Here is a 17,006-nt window from a genome sequence, read left to right as displayed (position 1 = left end):
TTGTATGCCTTGCCTTGGATGTTACGCCTTCCGTAATATCCAAGGTTTTTTTCTGTTCAGGATTACGTTTATGCAATCTTGGGAAAATAGGAACAGGTAGAATCAAAGGAGGAATCATTTGTGTCAAAAGTCATGCTCATCATCAATCCGTCATCCGGTAAAGAACTTGGCAAAAAACATGCCGAACTCGCAGAGGGAACGTTAGCGCAACGTTTTACGGAAGTCGATGTTCGCTTTACAGAAAAAGAACGCGACGCAACAGAATTCGCGAAAGAGGCCGCACTCGGACAATACGATGCCGTCGTCGCCATGGGAGGAGACGGGACGGTCAATGAAGTCATCACCGGAATTGCCGAACAAGATCATCGGCCGACGCTCGGAATCGTTCCACTCGGCACGGTAAACGATTTGGCCCGTGCTTTAAATATTCCGACAGATGCAGAAGAGGCGATCCGCGTTTTGGAAGACGCTCCTTCCCGTCCACTCGACATCGGCAAGTATGACGATCACTACTTCATGAATGTCATTGCTGTCGGCTTAATCGCCGAAGCAGTCGAGGAAGTGAGTGTCGAGCAAAAAACGTCCCTCGGTTCTGTCGCTTACTTCATTGAAGGATTAAAAGCGTTTAAAGACCACAGCCCCTACCCGATCCAATTAACAGCCGAAGAAAAATCGTTTGATGGTGAAACGCCGCTTCTGATTATCTCCTTGACCAATTCGGTTGGCGGTTTCGAATCGTTCGCCAAGGACGCCCGCGTTGATGACGGATTGTTACATGTGTTCATCGTCAAACAGCTTGGTTTCTTTGATGCGTTGCAAGCCTTGCCAAAACTCTTGACTGGAAACATCTCAGATGCCGATCAAGTCGACTACTTTACGACATCTCAAGTTCACGTCGATTCGAAAGAACGACTTCCGATCAACGCGGATGGAGATACAGCCGGCCATCTTCCGGTAACGGTCCAAGTGTTACCACAACATTTGACTGTTTTTTCACCCATCACGGAATAAACCTTTGCATCAAACATGCCGTTGAGATGAATCAACGGCTTTTTTCTGTTCTGTTTTTAAAAAATAGTGATTTTTAATTTATTTTAAAAGGATTAATCCTGAATTCAGATTGAAAAATTACCCATTACAATATATGTTATACAACTATAACCTTGCAATGAAACTGAAATATTTTTGTGTTATTCGCGATGCTATAATCATTCTATCAAGAAAATATTTATACATATTACTTACATACGCCTTACATCTTACAACTTTGAAAGGGTCTTGTTCCCTTACATAATCGTCCGTCGCCTTTCACACTTTAGGAGGAACTTCTACATGAAACGCATGATTACAACTATGACAATGACAGCACTGGTGGTTTCTGGTTTCGCTACAACAGGCACTGAAAAAGTTGAAGCGGCAACAACATACAAAGTAAAAGTAACAGCTGATGGTTTACGGGTTCGGACAGGTCCTTCGACTGCTTATAAAGTTGTCGGCAGCGTCAACAGCGGTCAGACATTCAACTATCTTGGTGTTTCCGGATCATGGACAAAAATTTCGTATGGTGGTACGGCACGTTACATCTCTTCTACATATGCAAAAAAATACAGCGTGACGACATCTTCAAAAGCGACAAGCGGGTTTTCACGTCCAGCCAGCGGTCGGATTGCTCAAGGGTACGGTGCAGCCAGCGGTGTTTATGGCTATACGTTCCATAACGGAATCGATATCGCCGCTCCAACGGGAACACCGGTTTACGCATCGGCTTCCGGAACGGTCATCACATCACGCTATTACGGCGCGTACGGCAACCACATCATGATGAAACACACAGTAAACGGTCTTTCGTATACGACAGTTTACGCTCACTTAAGCAGCCGTGCGGTGTCTGTCGGTCAAACAATCGCCAAAGGTTCACGCATCGGTAATATCGGCAACACTGGTAACTCATTCGGGTCACACCTGCATTTCGAAATGCACCGTGGAAACTACGTTTATAGTGCTTCATCTGCTGCGAACAGCGTCAACCCGCTGAACTACTTTAATTAAGAACGGAACTTTCCTCACGCGAAGCTTTGTCTTCGCGTGATTTTTTGTCGTTCGTTCGAGATGAAATCCTTCGTAAAGCATGATACGGTGGTAAGACATACTTATCGTAAAAGGAGGATTTCCCTTGAAGAAGACGCTCCCGCTTATCCTGTCGACCAGCTTCGCGCTGACGATCCTTGCTGGTTGCCAGGATCAACCGACCCCTGAAGAACGGTTAGATGCCTATATTAAATTATGGGAGAAACAAGATTATGACAAGATGTATGCCGATTACGCCAGTGAACAAACCAAACAAACATACGGTAAAAAAGAGTTCATTGAACGAACAAAAAAATTAACCGACTCGTTGGACATCAAAGAACTGTCCGTCAAACGCCTGAAGTCACCGGAAAGCGATGATCAAGACAAAGCCGCTCTCCCTGTCGAAATTTCCTTCGAGACGACGGCAGGACCGGTTTCTTATGAAAAACAAGTTCCGTTGACGTTTGAGAAACAAGGAGACACGGAAAACTGGTACATCAACTGGGATTCGTCGTTTGTCTTGAAGGATTTCAAGAAAGAGGACAAGGTCCAGTTAACGACGATCGAAGCAAAACGCGGTGACCTGCTCGACTCAAACGACCGCCCCTTGGCAACAACGGGTACCGGTTATCAAGTCGGTGCCACGGCAGGACAAGTTGACGATCTCTCGACACTTGCCACACTGCTTGACCGTCCCGTCTCTGCCATCGAAGATGCACTCGGCGCCAGTTGGGTCAAGGACGGACAATTTGTTCCCTTGAAGACGCTTGCGGCGGATGACAGATCACAACTGACGCGACTCAAACAAGTGGATGGTGTCACTGTCAAAGAAACGGAAGTCCGCACGTATCCGTTCGGTAAAGCGACTTCACACCTGATCGGCTACATCGGTTCAGCGACTGCTGATGACATCAAACAATCCAAGGAAACGATTCAACCCGGAGAACAAGTCGGAAAGCGTGGACTCGAGCAAGTGCTCGATGAGACGTTGCGTGGCAAGTCCGGTGCCCGAATCGAAATCATCAAACCGGATGATTCGACCGTTGCCGTAGCAGAAACCGAAGCAAAGGATGGACAGGACATCCAACTGACGATTGACGGAACGTTGCAACAGCAGACATATAACGCGATGAAAGAAGATCCGGGGACTGCTGCTGCAATCGATCCACGGACAGGCGAGACCCGGGTTCTTCTCAGTTCGCCCGGCTTCGACCCGTCCGAGTTTACGACCGGAATTTCACAGGCGCGACTCGATGCGCTGACAAATAATCCTGATCAACCACTCTTGAACCGCTTCACGAGTGCCTTCGCCCCCGGCTCGACCCAAAAGCCGTTGACGGCAGCAGTCGGCTTAAAGAGTGGAACGCTTGATCCGGAACAAGCGTATACGATTGACGGGTTAAAAACCAAGGTCGACGGCTTTAATGTCACCCGAATCCACGAGACACCCGATCCGGTTAATCTGCACAATGCGCTCGTTTACTCGGATAATGTCTATTTTGCGAAATCGACGCTCGAGCAGCTTGGAACAGAGACGTTTACGTCGGGTCTTCAAGCATTGGGCTATGGAGAAAAGATTCCCTTCACCTATCCGATGCGGGCATCGCAAATTTCAAATGACGGCTCGATTGCTTCCGACGGTCAGCTGATGGACACGTCTTACGGACAGGGACAGATGTTGACGAACATTCTGCATCTCGCTTCGATGTACGAAATCTTCCTGACAGACGGTATTATCTACCGACCGACATTATTGACAGACGAAAAAACCAAGCAGGTCTGGAAACAAGACCTGCTCGATGCAAAAGACGCCGCCATGATCCGGGACGACCTCTATGACGTCGTCCATGCCGGTTTCCCGCTCCCAGCGGACATTCCAGAAGTGAAGGTCGCTGGTAAGACCGGAACGGCAGAACTGAAAAAAGCAGGCGAAGAAAACGGACAAGAAAACGGCTTTTTCGTCGGCTACGATGATGACAAAAAAGATTTGCTCGTCGCCATCATGATCGAATCGGTCGAGCAAGAAGACCGGGGCAGCCCGTATGTATCGGGTCTCGTCGCCGATGTCTTGAAAAGTCACGCCAAAAAATAAGACTGACTGCAAAAAAGGGATGCCGGGATATATAATCCAGGCATCCCTTTTTATGTTCCGACGGCTGAAAGTCCGTCATTTTTTAGATCCACTTATACTGTCACATCCGGTAACCGGGCGGCCATCAACTGTTCGATTGCCGCTTCATCCCCCTGTTGCAGCAATTCGACGATTTTACTGCCGACGATGACACCGGCGACGCTTGCACCTAATTGCCGGACGTGCGCCGGTGTACTGATTCCGAAACCGGCCAAAACCGGAACCGGACTGAGTTGTGCCACGTTCGCCAAGTGTTGCTCGAGTGCATCATCGAAGTTGGTCTGTCCCCCTGTCGTTCCGTTGACCGTCACGGCGTAGAGGAATCCTTCACTGTGCGTCGCAATTTTTTCAATCCGTTCCATCGGACTCGTCAGCGACACGAGTTGAACCAGCGCAATGTCCTGTTTGTTGCGGCCAGCAAAAAATTGATCGCTTTGTTCGAGCGGTAAGTCTGGAATAATCAGCCCGTCAACACCAACTTCGCGGCAGGTTGCGAGAAACGAATCAATGCCGAACCGGAAAATCGGGTTCAAGTACGTCATGACGACGATTGGAACGCTTGTCGACTGACGCGCAATCCGGATCGCTTCCAGCACATCCTTCAAACTGATCTGTTGCGCCAACGCCCGGAGTCCCGCTTCTTGAATGACCGGACCATCGGCGACCGGATCAGAAAACGGTACACCAACTTCGATTGCTGTTGCACCGGAGCTTTCGAGGAACGCTAAGATGTCCGGTAAACGGTCGATGCCTCCGTCGCCTCCCATGACATACGGGATAAAGGCTTTTTCACCACGTTCGTTGACTGTACGGATTGCTTGTTCTAATCGCATCATGCTTCCCCCTTTAAGGCGTTTCTGACGGTCATGACATCTTTATCGCCGCGTCCGGAGAGACAGATGACAACGACTTCTTCCGGTTGCATCCCTCTTGCAAGTTCCGTCGCCTGCGCGACCGCATGGGCCGACTCCAGTGCCGGAATGATGCCTTCTTTTTGACAGAGCAGTTGCAGGGCATCAAGTGCCTGTTGGTCCGTCACGGCCTCATACTGAACACGACCGATATCTTTTAACAGACTGTGTTCCGGTCCGACTCCCGGGTAATCCAATCCGGCCGAAATCGAATGGGCTTCCGTGACTTGACCATGATCATCTTGCAACAGATACATCATCGATCCGTGCAGGACACCCACTTCACCTTTTGACATCGTGGCGGCGTGTTTTTCCGTGTCGAGTCCGCTTCCGGCTGCTTCGATGCCGTACAATGCCACTTCCTCATCATCGATGAACGGATGGAACATGCCGATTGCATTACTGCCGCCTCCGACACAGGCGACGATGGCTTCCGGTAACTTGCCCTCTTTTTCAAGGATTTGCGCTCGTGTCTCTTGACCGATGATGGCTTGGAAATCACGGACGATTTCCGGGAACGGGTGTGGTCCGAGGACCGATCCCATCAAGTAATGTGTATCGTCGACATGTTTGACCCAGTAACGCAACGCTTCGTTGACAGCGTCTTTTAACGTCCGGCTCCCTTGGGTTACAGAAATGACTTTGGCACCAAGTAACTCCATCCGGAAGACGTTGAGCTCTTGCCGGCGGATGTCTTCTTCACCCATGAAGATGACACATTCGAGATCAAGCAAGGCACAGACGGTCGCTGTCGCCACACCGTGTTGTCCGGCACCGGTCTCCGCGACGATTTTTCGTTTTCCCATCCGTTCAGCGAGCAAGGCTTGACCGATCGTATTGTTGATTTTATGGGCACCGGTATGGTTCAAATCTTCACGTTTCAAGTAGATTTTGGCACCGCCGATCGCCCGCGTCAAATGTTCGGCATAATAGAGCGGTGTTTTGCGACCGACATAGTTTTCGAGTAAATCATTCATCCGTTCGTGAAACGCCGGATCTTCTTTCACCTCGGCATAGGCTTGTTCCAGCTCAAGGACGGCTTGCATCAACGTTTCCGGGATATAACGGCCTCCGTAGATTCCGTATTGTCCCAGTGCATCCGGTTGTGAATAACGTGTCATTTAAAAGTCTCCTTTACGGCATCATGAAATGCCTGCATTTTTTTCGTATCTTTTTGACCATTCGTTTCAATACCACTTGAGACATCGACGGCAAACGGTTCATACCGTTCAATCACTTGTCCGACGTTAGCTGCCTGCAGACCACCTGCGACGAATATCGGTTGATCCGCTTGTAAGTCCGTCGTCCAATCAAACGGTTGCCCGCTGCCTGCTTCCGGTGCATCAAACAAAACAAAATCCGCTTTCGGGTGAATCGCATCAAGTGCATCCGCCGGGAGCGCCTGAATGATCGGAACCCGTTTCTTGCGGTACAGCTCGTCCGCGACCGGTCCATGGAGCTGGATCATGTCAAGCCCGACCTGCTCAATCGCTTCCTCGACCTCTTGGCGCGTCGGTGAGACGAACACACCTACGACTTGGACCGTTTCGGGAATCTCTGACCGGAGCGTCGCAGCTTCCGCCAGCGTGACTTGACGTTTGCTTGGGGCAAAGACAAATCCGATATAGTCGGCCCGGTCAACCGCGTAGTGCACATCTTCCATTCGTTTCAGCCCACAAAATTTAATGCGTGTCATGTTTGGCTCCACTGACAGCTTGAATGAAATCAGCCGGATCTTCCGCCCGCATCAAGGTTTCGCCGATTAAAATCCCATCCGCTCCCGCTGCGTGCAACATTTTCGCTTCCTCGACCGTCTTGATCCCACTTTCGCTGATATACCGGACATCCGGCGACTTCGTCTTCAGTAACGCAAGCGACGTGTCGAGACTCACTTCGAATTTCTTCAAGTTCCGGTTGTTGATGCCGATGATTTTTGCCTGTAACCGTTCTGCTCGCTCGAGCTCCGTCGCATCATGCACTTCGACCAGGACTTCAAGCCCGCTTGCATAAGCATAGTCATACAGATCGTGTAGCGTGTCATCATCGAGTGCCGCGACAATCAACAGAATCAAACTTGCCCCGTGTGCTTTCGCCAAATCAATTTGAATTCGGTCAACCATAAAATCTTTGCAGAGGACAGGCACATCGACGGCTGCGGTGACGGCTACCAGATCTTCCATACTCCCTTTAAAATACGTCTGGTCCGTCAATACCGAGATGACGGTCGCGCCGCTGGCGGCATACCGTTTCGCCTGCTCCACCGGATCGACGTTTAATGAGATGTCGCCTTTTGATGGTGAGGCCCGTTTGATTTCCGCGATGACGGATAAATCGGTCCCGCCAAGTGATTGATGAATCGATGGATTTAACGGGCGATGCTCCGCCGAAGGAACCCCGGTCATTTTCAATTGTGCGACTTCCAGTCGTTTCGTATCGATGATACGGTCTAAGATATTCATCCGATTGCCTCCTCTTGTTTCATCCGTTGCAAGTATTGTAATTTTTCAAGTGCCTGACCGGAGTCGATGCTCTCTGCCGACCGTTCGATTCCTTCACGAATCGTTTGAACGCGTCCTTCAGCGAACAAGGCGATTCCGGCATTGAGTAACACCGTATCGCGGTATGGACCGGCTTCTCCCTGCAAGACCCGTAAGAGAATGTCCGCGTTTTCCGCTGCTGTTCCGCCGCGGATGGCTTCGATTGGTGCGACCGATAAACCCACTTCCTCCGGATGGAGACTGAAGCGAATCAATTCGCCTTGGTCGAGCAGGACCAGTTGGTTCGTCCCGGCTAGTGACGCTTCATCCATTCCACAGGCTCCGTGAAGCACGATCGCACGTTTTCGTCCGAGCCGATGTAGCGTCAAGGCCATCGTTTCAAGTAAATCTTCGCGATAAATGCCGAGTAACTGTGTTTTTAGCGGCACTGGATTCGTCAGTGGTCCAATCAGATTAAAAATCGTTGGAATCCGTAAGTCGCGGCGTACTTTCATGATTTGTTTGACACGGGGATGCATCCGTTGGGCGAATAAGAAAGCGATCCCGTTTGTCTCAAGCAATGCCGCCAGTTCTTCCGGTGTCTCATCTAACTTCACACCGAGCGCTTCAAGCACATCGGCACTGCCGGTTTTACTGGAAACACTCCGGTTGCCGTGTTTCGCAACCTTCGCTCCGGCGCCGGCCAGTACAAATGCAGCCGTCGTGCTGATGTTAAACGACTGGGAGCCGTCGCCCCCCGTACCGCAGTTGTCGATGAAATCCGTTCCCGTCACCGGAATGTCGAGTGCGACTTCACGCATGATTGAGGCCAGACCTGCTAATTCTTCTGCGGTTTCCCCTTTCGCTTTTAAGGCGACGAGAAAGGCGGCGATTTCGCTGTCCGTGACATCCGTCGCAAACAATTGGCGCGCAGCCTGTTGCATTTCTTCATAACGGAGATGGTTGGCATTCGTTAATTTCGTCAATACATCCTTCATTCCTGTCACTCCTTCGTCAGTTCGATAAATCGTTGAATCATCTGTTGCCCGAGTGGTGTGCCGATCGATTCCGGGTGAAATTGAATCCCGTAAGTCGGATGGTCGCGGTGTTCCAGCGCCATGATCGTTCCGTCTTCTGTCGTAGCGGTGATCTCCAAGACGTCCGGTAAGGTGGTCCGCTCGACGATCAAGGAATGATACCGCATCACGTCCAGTTGTTCCGGCAACCCTTCAAACAACCGTCCGGTCTGTCGGATGTTCGATGTTTTACCATGGCGGATTTCTGCTGCTTCAACGACGTTTCCACCAAATGCTTGCCCGATGGCTTGATGCCCGAGACAGACACCGAGAATCGGAATTTTCCCGGAATACGTCCGGATGACGTCAAGACATATCCCGGCGTCGTTCGGGTTTCCCGGTCCCGGTGATAAGATGATGCCTGCCGGATGTAATGCGGCAATTGCACTCACTTCAATCGCATCATTGCGGATGACTTGTATTTCATCATACGCCGCAGCGTATTGATACAGGTTATAGGTAAAGGAATCATAATTATCGATCAGTACAATCATTTCCAAACCTCCAGTAAGGATTTCGCTTTATGCAAGGTCTCCTCGAATTCAAGGATCGGATCGGAATCATAGACTATACCCGCTCCAGCCTGAACGTACGCTTTTCCGTCTTGGATGACCATCGTCCGGATCGCCAGAGCAAAGTCTAAATTCCCGCTGACATCAAAATAGCCAACCGCTCCGGCATACACTTCCCGTTTTTTCGTTTCGTATTGATTGATCAACTGCATCGCACGAATCTTCGGAGCACCCGAGACCGTCCCGGCCGGTAAGCAGGCGACGAGCGCATCGGCTCCCGTTTTTCCTTCGGCGAGTGTCCCTTCGACGACAGAAACGAGATGCATGACATTTTTGAAGCGTTCAATCTCCATTTCCCGTGACACATGGATGCTTCCGACCTGACACACTTGACCTAGATCATTTCGTCCTAAGTCGACGAGCATCCGGTGCTCGGCTTGTTCTTTTTCATCGTGTAGCAATTCGTCGGCGAGTGCTTGATCCGCCTGTTTCGTTTTCCCACGCGGTCGTGTTCCGGCAATCGGATTTGTCGTCACGTGCCGTCCTTTGACTTGAATCAAACTTTCCGGTGACGCACCCAGCACGATCACTTCTCCTAAATCGATGTAAAAGAGGTACGGACTCGGGTTGTCCTGCCGGAGTTTCCGGTAAAAGTGGAACGGATCGCCGGCGAAAGTCGCATCGAGTCGTTGCGATAACACGAGTTGGAACACATCCCCTTGCCGTATATGTTGTTTCGCCTGTTCAACCAACGAAAGAAACGCCTCTTTTTCGATTTGCGGTTGGTAGACGATATTTTCAAGCGGTCGCTCCATCCGTGTCCGTTCCCCGGTCTGTTCCAGCTGTGCTTTACGTTCATGGAGTCGCCGGGACATCTCTTCCCGGTCAGTCAGTCCTCCGAGTGACGTCTGGATCAAGTGGACCCGGTGTTCCAAATGATCATACAAGATGATTTCGTCATACACGGCAAGCAAGGCATCCGGTAAATTCCGGTCGCTGTCCGGCACGGCACCGATGTTTTCATAGGCACGAATCGCATCATACCCGACATAGCCGATGGCGCCACTCAGGAACGGGAAATCCGTTTCGGTAGCCGGACGGGTGACTGCTTGTTGCAAGAGTTGAACGGGGTTCCCCGTCATCGCATGCGTCTCTCGTGTGTGAAGATTTTGCCGTGTCACCTGATTTCCTTCCGCCCGAAGCAATTCGACCGGGTTGACCCCGATGATCGAGTAACGGCCGTTACCCGCGCTTGCCGAGCTTTCAAGCAGACATTTCCGGTCCCCTTCGAGCTGTAAAAAAATCGAAATCGGTGTCAGTTCATCTCCGTTCATCTCCAGTTGTTCCATTATCAATTGTTCTGTCTCGATCATCTTGTTTCGCCTCCTGATATAAAAAAAGTCCTCCATACAGCAAATATGCCGTATGGAGGACGATAGACTCGCGGTGCCACCTCACAATTGGAACAACAAATGTTCCCTCTCATTTCCGATGCGTCTTGACGAGACATCGTAGCCTAAGATAACGGGGGCTTCCGTCATGACCTACTTACCGTTCAGCCATGCTCTCATGAGACCATTCATCAGACATCGTTGTACGGAAGTTCCACCTCTCTCCCGCTCTCTGGAACAACGATTTGTTTGACTACTTAACTCATTCATCGATTTTTTTATGCAGTTGAATACGAAAAGGGTCTTCTCGCCCATTCATGATAAACATGAAGGACGGGAAGACCCGCGGTACCACCTTCGTTGACTATTACTAGTCCCCTCGAACAAACCGGTTGCCCTGATTCGTCGTCCTCGATAACGGGAGGTAGCCGTCAGAGCCTACTGTAAGTTCGGTCTGATGCTCAGAAGTCCATTCACCTGTTTCCCGATACTGATTCGCACCACCCATCAGCTCTCTTGAATCGTTTCATAGGCTACTTCTCTTCGTCATTGCGTCTGTTGTTGTCTAATTGTTTTTTATGTTACGTCGGAAACCGTTTTCTGTCAATAGATTTGTCTGAATCAATATAAAGACAATTGATCCGGATCGATTGACTCGAGTGCTAGCTTGACCGTCTGGAGGAATTGACCGGCTACGAGTCCGTCGAGCACCCGGTGGTCGATCGACATACACAGGTTGACCATGTCGCGCGCTGCAAACATCCCATTGACCCAGACCGGACGTTTAACGATCGATTCAACGGATAAAATCGCCGCTTGCGGGAAATTCAGAATCGGTGCCGACTGAATCGAACCGAATGATCCGGTATTGTTGACCGTAAATGTTCCGCCCTGCATCTCGCTTGAAGACAACTGGCCGGCTTGCGCCCGTTTGCCGAAATCATCGATTGCCCGGGCCAGTCCTTTAATGCTGAGATCATCGGCATTCTTGACGACCGGTACAAACAAGGCTTCTTGCGTTGCGACAGCCAGTGACAAGTTGATCGCTTTTTTCTGGATGATCTTGTCGCCTGCCCAAGTTGAATTCATGATTGGATGTTTTTTTAGACCTTCAACCGTTGCTTTCATGAAGAACGGCAGGAACGTCAATTTCACGCCTTCTTGTTTGAAGAAGGCATCTTTATGGCGGTTCCGGGCTTCGACCAGATTTGTCACGTCGACTTCAATCATCAACCAGGCATGCGGTGCTTCCTGCTTCGAACGAACCATGTTCGTTGCGATGGCCTGACGGACACCTGCCGTCGGAATTTCAATGTCTCCGGCTTCTGTCGTGCTCGTCACCGGTTTAGCTGCTTGAGGCCGCGCGATTTGCGGCTGTTCTTGTCGTTCCGGTTGTGTTGTTGGTTTTGTTGCCGGGACTGATTGAATCGTCGGCGCTTCGACGGTATCCGGCTGACGCGTTTGTCCCGTCTCAATCACTTTTAAGATATCTTTTCGGGTAATCCGTCCACCGGCTCCCGTCCCCGTCACTCGTTCAAGATCAATCGCATGCTCCGACGATAACTTCAGAACAGCGGGTGAATAGCGTTTTTTCATCGACTGGTCACTGGAAACCGGTGTGTCTTCGACAGCTGGAACGGCTTCTTCCGTCGCCGCGACTTCCGTTGAACCGCCGCTGACCTGCAAGGTGACGATCGCTTCCCCGACTTGCAGTGTGTCACCTTCTTCCGCGAGAAGTTGATCGATGACACCATCAAACGACGACGGAACTTCTGCCGTGACTTTATCAGTGATGACTTCTGCAATCGGATCATATTTTTTGACCGTATCGCCTGGTTTGACGAGCCAGAGGGAAATCGTCCCTTCCGTTACACTCTCACCAAGTTGTGGCATCGTTAATGTTTCGGTTTTCATTGACGTTTCCCCCTTAGTACGCGTGTAGCGTCCGGATTTTGTCTTCGATTTTTTCACTGGAGACGTTGAAGAATTTTTCCATCGTCGGTGCGTATGGCATCGCCGGTACATCCGGACCACACAGACGCTCGATTGGCGCGTCGAGATCAAACAGTGCTTCTTCCGCAATGATCGCCGACACTTCACTCATGACGCTGCCTTCTTTATTGTCCTCTGTCACGAGTAAGACTTTCCCCGTTTTTCGGGCTGCTGCGACGACCGCTTCCCGGTCAATCGGATAAACCGTCCGTAAGTCCAGAATATGGACGTCAATGCCGTCTTTTTCAAGGCGTGTTGCCGCGTCAAGGGCGAACTGAACGCAAAGTCCATACGTGATGACCGTCAAATCTTCGCCTTCCCGCTTCACATCGGCTTTGCCGATTTCGACGATGTAATCCTCTTCCGGGACTTCGCCTTTCAAGAGACGGTATCCGCGTTTATGTTCAAAGAACAAGACCGGATCATTGGAACGGATGGCTGCTTTCAGCAATCCTTTTGCATCGTACGGATTAGACGGAATGACGATTTTTAAGCCCGGTGTTGAATTGAACATCGCTTCGACGGATTGTGAGTGGTAAAGTGCTCCGTGAATCCCGCCGCCGAATGGTGCCCGGATGACGATTGGACACGACCAGTCATTGTTTGAACGGTACCGGATTTTTGCCGCTTCACTGACGATTTGGTTGACGGCCGGCATGATGAAATCAGCAAACTGCATCTCAGCGATTGGTCGCATCCCGTACATCGCAGCGCCGATTCCGACACCGGCAATTGCGCTTTCAGCAAGCGGTGCATCGATGACACGTGCTTCCCCGAACTGTTCGAGTAGACCTTGTGTCGCCCGGAAAACGCCGCCGCGGACGCCGACGTCTTCTCCGAGGACGAACACCGATTCGTCGCGTTCCATTTCTTCCTTGATTGCACTGTTGATCGCTTCGATTAAACTTAACGTCGTCATTTCGTTTCCCCCTCATCGTACACGTAACGGAGTGTGTTTTCAGCTGTATCATAGGCCGCTGCTTCCGCATAAGCCGTCGCTTCATCGACTTCTTGTTCAAGTTTCGCTTCGATGTCTTGTGCCGTTTCTTCCGTCAAGACACCCATCTGAATCAATTTTTCACGGAACAGTTTGACCCCGTCACGTGTTTTCAGTTCAGCCAATTCTTCTGCTGAACGGTACGATTTATCATCATCATCCGATGAATGGGGCACAAGCCGTTCGACTTCAACCTCAATCAATGTCGGACCTTCACCACGAAGACCACGTTCACGGGCTTCTTTGACGGCTTTATAGACGGCAAGCGGATCAATACCGTCAATCGTCACACCCGGCATGCCGTAACCGATTGCCCGGTCGGCGACGTGTTTCGCCGACAATTGTTTCGAGAGCGGCGTCGAAATCGCATATTTGTTATTTTCACAGAACAGGATGACCGGCAGTTTATGGATGCCGGCAAAGTTTGCGCCTTCATGGAAGTCGCCTTGGTTCGACGAGCCTTCCCCAAATGAGACATAGGCTACAAGCGGCTCTTGACGCATCTTCGCAGCTAGGGCAATTCCAACGGCGTGAGGGACTTGCGTCGTCACCGGGCTAGATCCCGTGACGATGTTGAGGGCACGTGACCCGTAATGGCCCGGCATTTGACGTCCGCCGGAGTTCGGATCTTCCGCTTTGGCGAAAGCGGACAACATGATGTCACGCGACGTCTGACCGAAGTGCAGGACGACACCAAGATCGCGGTAATACGGCAAGATGTAGTCCGTTCCTTTTTCAAGAGCGTACGCCGCACCGACTTGTGCCGCTTCCTGTCCTTGACAGGAGACGAGGAATGGAATTTTCCCCGCCCGGTTCAACTTCCACATCCGTTCGTCAATCTTCCGTGCCCGGACCATCGTCTCAAACATTTGAATGGCATCTTGCTCCGTCAAACCCAGTTCGACGAGTTCTTTGAATTCTATTTTTTCCATCTGTTTTTCCTCCTTAGGCATGAACCGCTAATCCATCGACTGCTAACGCTGCTTCACCAAATGCTTCTGAAAGCGCCGGATGCGGGTGAACAAGCTGACCGACCTCCCAGGCTGTTGCATTTAGGACGAGCGCCAGTCCTCCTTCACTGATCAACTCGGTCGCTTTTGGTCCTACGATATGCACCCCGACCAAATCATCCGTTTTCGCATCGGAGACGAGTTTAATGAATCCTGCCGCTTCGCCTTCAATCCGCGCTTTTCCGAGACCGTTAAACGAGAACATTCCCGTTTTGACATCGAGCCCGGCCGCCTGTGCTTCCGCTTCTGTCAAACCGACGGAAGCCGCTTCCGGTACACTGTAGATACAACGGGGCACAAACGCATAGTTGAGCGGTGTCGTCGAACCGTTGACAATCGTCTCGACCGCTTTTGTACCTTCTGCCGACGCCACGTGCGCCAGTTGCAGGCGTCCGATGACATCGCCGATGGCAAAGATGTGATTGTCCTTCGTCCGGAATTCATCGTCAACTTGAATAAATCCGTTCTCAACGACAATGTTCGTATTTTCAAGTCCGATCCCTTCGACATTCGCCATCCGACCGATCGCGACCAATAATTTATCTGCCGCAAGCGTCGTCTTGTCGCCGTTACGGTCGACAGCAATCGTCACGCCGGACTCTGTCAATTGGAAGCTGTCGCTTTGTGCAGCTGCGCTCGTCATGATCTTGACGCCGCGCTTTTTGAGCTGACGGGCAACTTCCCGGCTGACGGCTTGATCTTCCGTCGGTAAAATCCGATCACTGAACTCGACGACGGTGACAGCGACGTCAAAGTCCGTCAGCATCGAAGCCCACTCAATCCCGATGACACCGCCGCCAATGATGACGATTGATTTGGGTAAGGCATTCATATCGAGGGCCTCATCTGAACTGAGGACGTACTCCGAGTCAAACGCCAGACCGTTCAACGGACGTGGGCGTGAACCCGTCGCAACAATCAGCTGGCGCGGTAAAATCAACTCGCCGTCGCCTTCTTCCGGCTCCACGCTGATTGTTCCCGGCATCGGTGAAAAGATACTTGGTCCAAGAATCGAACCGCGACCGTGAAAGACTTCAATTTTTCCTTTTTTCATCAAATGCTGTATTCCGGATTCGAGACCATCGATGATGTCTTGTTTCCGTTGTTTGACCTGTTCGAACCGTAAAAACGATTCCGGTACGTCGACGCCATATGTAGCGGCGTGTTTGACTGTCTGATAAACCGCTGCCGACTTCAAAAATGCTTTGGAAGGAATACATCCACGATGAAGACAGGTTCCCCCGAGTTTCCCTTGTTCTACGATTGCTACCGTCTTCCCGGCTTGGGCAGCTCGAATCGCTGCGACATATCCACCGGGTCCACCACCTAGGACAACGACGTCGAATTCTCTAGCCATTTTGGTTCGCCTCCATATTCCTTAACTTGTTCCTCATTGCGCAGGACACGTAATACACCTTCCGCAAGAGCCCGTAATTCATCTTCTCCCGGGATCCGAACGACAGACCCGAGATGCGCAATCCGTTCTTCGATTGCACTGGTCAACCGGTCACTGTAGGCAAGTCCACCCGTTAAGAGGATTGCATCGACCTGACCATATAAAACAGCACTTTGGGCTGCGATTTCTTTTGCAACTCGATACGCCATCGCGTCATATAATAAAGCAGCTTTTTCGTCGCCATCGTCAATCCGGCGTTCGACTTCAACCGCGTCGTAAGTGCCTAAGTGCGCGACAAGTCCGCCTGACCCAACGACCAGACGCTTCATTTCTTCGAGTTTATACTTGGTACTATAACATAGTTCTACTAGTTGACCAACAGGCAAGGACCCGCTCCGTTCCGGCGAAAAAGCGCCTTCTCCATCCAGTCCATTGTTGACATCAATCACACGTCCGTTGAGGTGAGCCCCAACTGTAATTCCACCACCCATATGGGCAACGATCAGCCGCAATTGTTCATACGGTGTTTCGATATCCTTGGCATAGCGTTTCGCGACAGCCTTTTGGTTCAAAGCATGAAAAATACTTTTCCGTTCAAGTTCAGGCAAGCCTGTAATCCGGGCAATCGGTTCCAGTTCGTCTACGACGACCGGATCGACGATAAATGCCGGAATCGAGAGTGATTGACCGATCTCATCGGCGAGCAGACCACCGAGATTTGAAGCATGGACGCCAAACGTCCCGTTTAACAGATCGTCCCGCATCTCTTGATTGACTTGATAGGTTCCGCTGACGAGCGGACGAAGCAGACCGCCACGCCCGACGATTGCCGTAAGCGCTTTCAATTCAATCCGTTCTTGTGCCAACACATCGAGGACGACTTGGCGTCTGATGTTCAGCTGATCTGAAAGCGGTCCTCCGACCGCTTCAGCTGAATGGCGCAACGTTTTTGTAAACACTTGCTCTGTTCCATCAAAAATTCCGATTTTCGTTGAGGTTGAACCCGGATTGATGGTTAAAATACGTTCGCTCATGAAACTCCT

The 17,006-nt window shown here is 50.8% G+C and carries 15 protein-coding genes and 2 other annotated features; of the genes, 3 read left to right on the top strand and 12 right to left on the bottom strand.

The genetic code is table 11. The annotated features are described in order from the left end of the window. Positions 1–120: 120 nt before the first annotated feature. The 3 genes from D3D03_RS01395 (at position 121) to D3D03_RS01385 (ending at position 4,162) form a co-directional block, all read left to right on the top strand. Positions 121–1,011 (top strand): diacylglycerol/lipid kinase family protein, encoded by an 891-nt coding sequence (locus tag D3D03_RS01395; RefSeq protein WP_026833533.1) that lies wholly within the window; start codon positions 121–123, stop codon positions 1,009–1,011. Between the two features lie 321 nt (positions 1,012–1,332). Further along, positions 1,333–2,049, top strand: coding sequence for a peptidoglycan DD-metalloendopeptidase family protein (locus tag D3D03_RS01390; protein WP_026833534.1), 717 nt, complete (start codon positions 1,333–1,335; stop codon positions 2,047–2,049). Between the two features lie 124 nt (positions 2,050–2,173). Beyond that, on the top strand, positions 2,174–4,162 hold the full coding sequence (locus D3D03_RS01385) for a penicillin-binding transpeptidase domain-containing protein (protein WP_119922512.1): 1,989 nt from the start codon (positions 2,174–2,176) through the stop codon (positions 4,160–4,162). Between the two features lie 92 nt (positions 4,163–4,254). On the opposite strand, the gene trpA is transcribed toward D3D03_RS01385, so the two are convergent. The 12 genes from trpA to buk all read right to left on the bottom strand — a co-directional run bounded on the left by trpA (position 4,255) and on the right by buk (position 16,997). Further along, positions 4,255–5,034: a tryptophan synthase subunit alpha gene (trpA, locus tag D3D03_RS01380; RefSeq protein WP_119922511.1), complete on the bottom strand. Its 780-nt coding sequence runs from the start codon at positions 5,032–5,034 to the stop codon at positions 4,255–4,257. Beyond that, entirely contained in the window at positions 5,034–6,233 is a 1,200-nt protein-coding gene (gene trpB, locus D3D03_RS01375; RefSeq protein WP_026833537.1) for a tryptophan synthase subunit beta, read from the bottom strand. The genes trpA and trpB overlap by 1 nt, the downstream gene beginning before the upstream one ends. Next, positions 6,230–6,808 carry a phosphoribosylanthranilate isomerase gene (locus D3D03_RS01370; protein WP_119922510.1) on the bottom strand — a complete coding sequence of 193 codons (579 nt, stop codon included), beginning with the start codon at positions 6,806–6,808 and terminating at the stop codon, positions 6,230–6,232. Before D3D03_RS01370 ends, trpB begins: the two co-directional genes overlap by 4 nt. Continuing rightward, on the bottom strand, positions 6,795–7,571 hold the full coding sequence (gene trpC / locus D3D03_RS01365) for an indole-3-glycerol phosphate synthase TrpC (RefSeq protein WP_119922509.1): 777 nt from the start codon (positions 7,569–7,571) through the stop codon (positions 6,795–6,797). The genes D3D03_RS01370 and trpC overlap by 14 nt, the downstream gene beginning before the upstream one ends. Beyond that, entirely contained in the window at positions 7,568–8,587 is a 1,020-nt protein-coding gene (gene trpD, locus D3D03_RS01360; RefSeq protein WP_119922508.1) for an anthranilate phosphoribosyltransferase, read from the bottom strand. Before trpD ends, trpC begins: the two co-directional genes overlap by 4 nt. Positions 8,588–8,592: 5 nt before the next feature. Continuing rightward, positions 8,593–9,159, bottom strand: coding sequence for an anthranilate synthase component II (locus tag D3D03_RS01355; protein ID WP_119922507.1), 567 nt, complete (start codon positions 9,157–9,159; stop codon positions 8,593–8,595). Continuing rightward, a complete protein-coding gene (gene trpE / locus D3D03_RS01350) occupies positions 9,156–10,550 on the bottom strand; it encodes an anthranilate synthase component I (RefSeq protein WP_119922506.1) in 1,395 nt (464 codons plus the stop codon). The genes D3D03_RS01355 and trpE overlap by 4 nt, the downstream gene beginning before the upstream one ends. A 52-nt stretch (positions 10,551–10,602) precedes the next feature. Continuing rightward, positions 10,603–10,847 (bottom strand) — a binding site (T-box leader). A gap of 47 nt (positions 10,848–10,894) precedes the next feature. Further along, positions 10,895–11,127, bottom strand: a binding site (T-box leader). A gap of 62 nt (positions 11,128–11,189) precedes the next feature. Beyond that, on the bottom strand, positions 11,190–12,482 hold the full coding sequence (locus D3D03_RS01345; RefSeq protein WP_119922505.1) for a dihydrolipoamide acetyltransferase family protein: 1,293 nt from the start codon (positions 12,480–12,482) through the stop codon (positions 11,190–11,192). A 13-nt stretch (positions 12,483–12,495) separates the two neighbouring features. Next, positions 12,496–13,479 (bottom strand): alpha-ketoacid dehydrogenase subunit beta, encoded by a 984-nt coding sequence (locus D3D03_RS01340; RefSeq protein WP_026833544.1) that lies wholly within the window; start codon positions 13,477–13,479, stop codon positions 12,496–12,498. Continuing rightward, positions 13,476–14,489: a thiamine pyrophosphate-dependent dehydrogenase E1 component subunit alpha gene (locus D3D03_RS01335; RefSeq protein ID WP_026833545.1), complete on the bottom strand. Its 1,014-nt coding sequence runs from the start codon at positions 14,487–14,489 to the stop codon at positions 13,476–13,478. The genes D3D03_RS01340 and D3D03_RS01335 overlap by 4 nt, the downstream gene beginning before the upstream one ends. A gap of 13 nt (positions 14,490–14,502) precedes the next feature. After that, positions 14,503–15,924, bottom strand: a complete 1,422-nt coding sequence (lpdA, locus tag D3D03_RS01330; protein WP_119922504.1) for a dihydrolipoyl dehydrogenase — start codon at positions 15,922–15,924, stop codon at positions 14,503–14,505. Continuing rightward, positions 15,894–16,997: a butyrate kinase gene (gene buk, locus D3D03_RS01325; RefSeq protein ID WP_119923078.1), complete on the bottom strand. Its 1,104-nt coding sequence runs from the start codon at positions 16,995–16,997 to the stop codon at positions 15,894–15,896. Before buk ends, lpdA begins: the two co-directional genes overlap by 31 nt. Positions 16,998–17,006 lie beyond the last annotated feature (9 nt).

It is taken from the genome of Exiguobacterium sp. RIT452 (assembly GCF_003598705.1).
Classification (GTDB): Bacteria; Bacillota; Bacilli; order Exiguobacteriales; family Exiguobacteriaceae; genus Exiguobacterium_A; species Exiguobacterium_A undae.
This window is presented reverse-complemented; position numbering and strand designations above follow the sequence as displayed.

Coding starts and splice junctions, on each gene's coding strand:
- D3D03_RS01390 (WP_026833534.1), top strand. CDS start 1,333: ATGAAACGCATGATTACAACTATGACAATGACAGCACTGGTGGTTTCT.
- trpA (WP_119922511.1), bottom strand. CDS start 5,034: ATGCGATTAGAACAAGCAATCCGTACAGTCAACGAACGTGGTGAAAAA.
- trpB (WP_026833537.1), bottom strand. CDS start 6,233: ATGACACGTTATTCACAACCGGATGCACTGGGACAATACGGAATCTAC.
- D3D03_RS01370 (WP_119922510.1), bottom strand. CDS start 6,808: ATGACACGCATTAAATTTTGTGGGCTGAAACGAATGGAAGATGTGCAC.
- trpC (WP_119922509.1), bottom strand. CDS start 7,571: ATGAATATCTTAGACCGTATCATCGATACGAAACGACTGGAAGTCGCA.
- trpD (WP_119922508.1), bottom strand. CDS start 8,587: ATGAAGGATGTATTGACGAAATTAACGAATGCCAACCATCTCCGTTAT.
- D3D03_RS01355 (WP_119922507.1), bottom strand. CDS start 9,159: ATGATTGTACTGATCGATAATTATGATTCCTTTACCTATAACCTGTAT.
- trpE (WP_119922506.1), bottom strand. CDS start 10,550: ATGATCGAGACAGAACAATTGATAATGGAACAACTGGAGATGAACGGA.
- D3D03_RS01345 (WP_119922505.1), bottom strand. CDS start 12,482: ATGAAAACCGAAACATTAACGATGCCACAACTTGGTGAGAGTGTAACG.
- D3D03_RS01340 (WP_026833544.1), bottom strand. CDS start 13,479: ATGACGACGTTAAGTTTAATCGAAGCGATCAACAGTGCAATCAAGGAA.
- D3D03_RS01335 (WP_026833545.1), bottom strand. CDS start 14,489: ATGGAAAAAATAGAATTCAAAGAACTCGTCGAACTGGGTTTGACGGAG.
- lpdA (WP_119922504.1), bottom strand. CDS start 15,924: ATGGCTAGAGAATTCGACGTCGTTGTCCTAGGTGGTGGACCCGGTGGA.
- buk (WP_119923078.1), bottom strand. CDS start 16,997: ATGAGCGAACGTATTTTAACCATCAATCCGGGTTCAACCTCAACGAAA.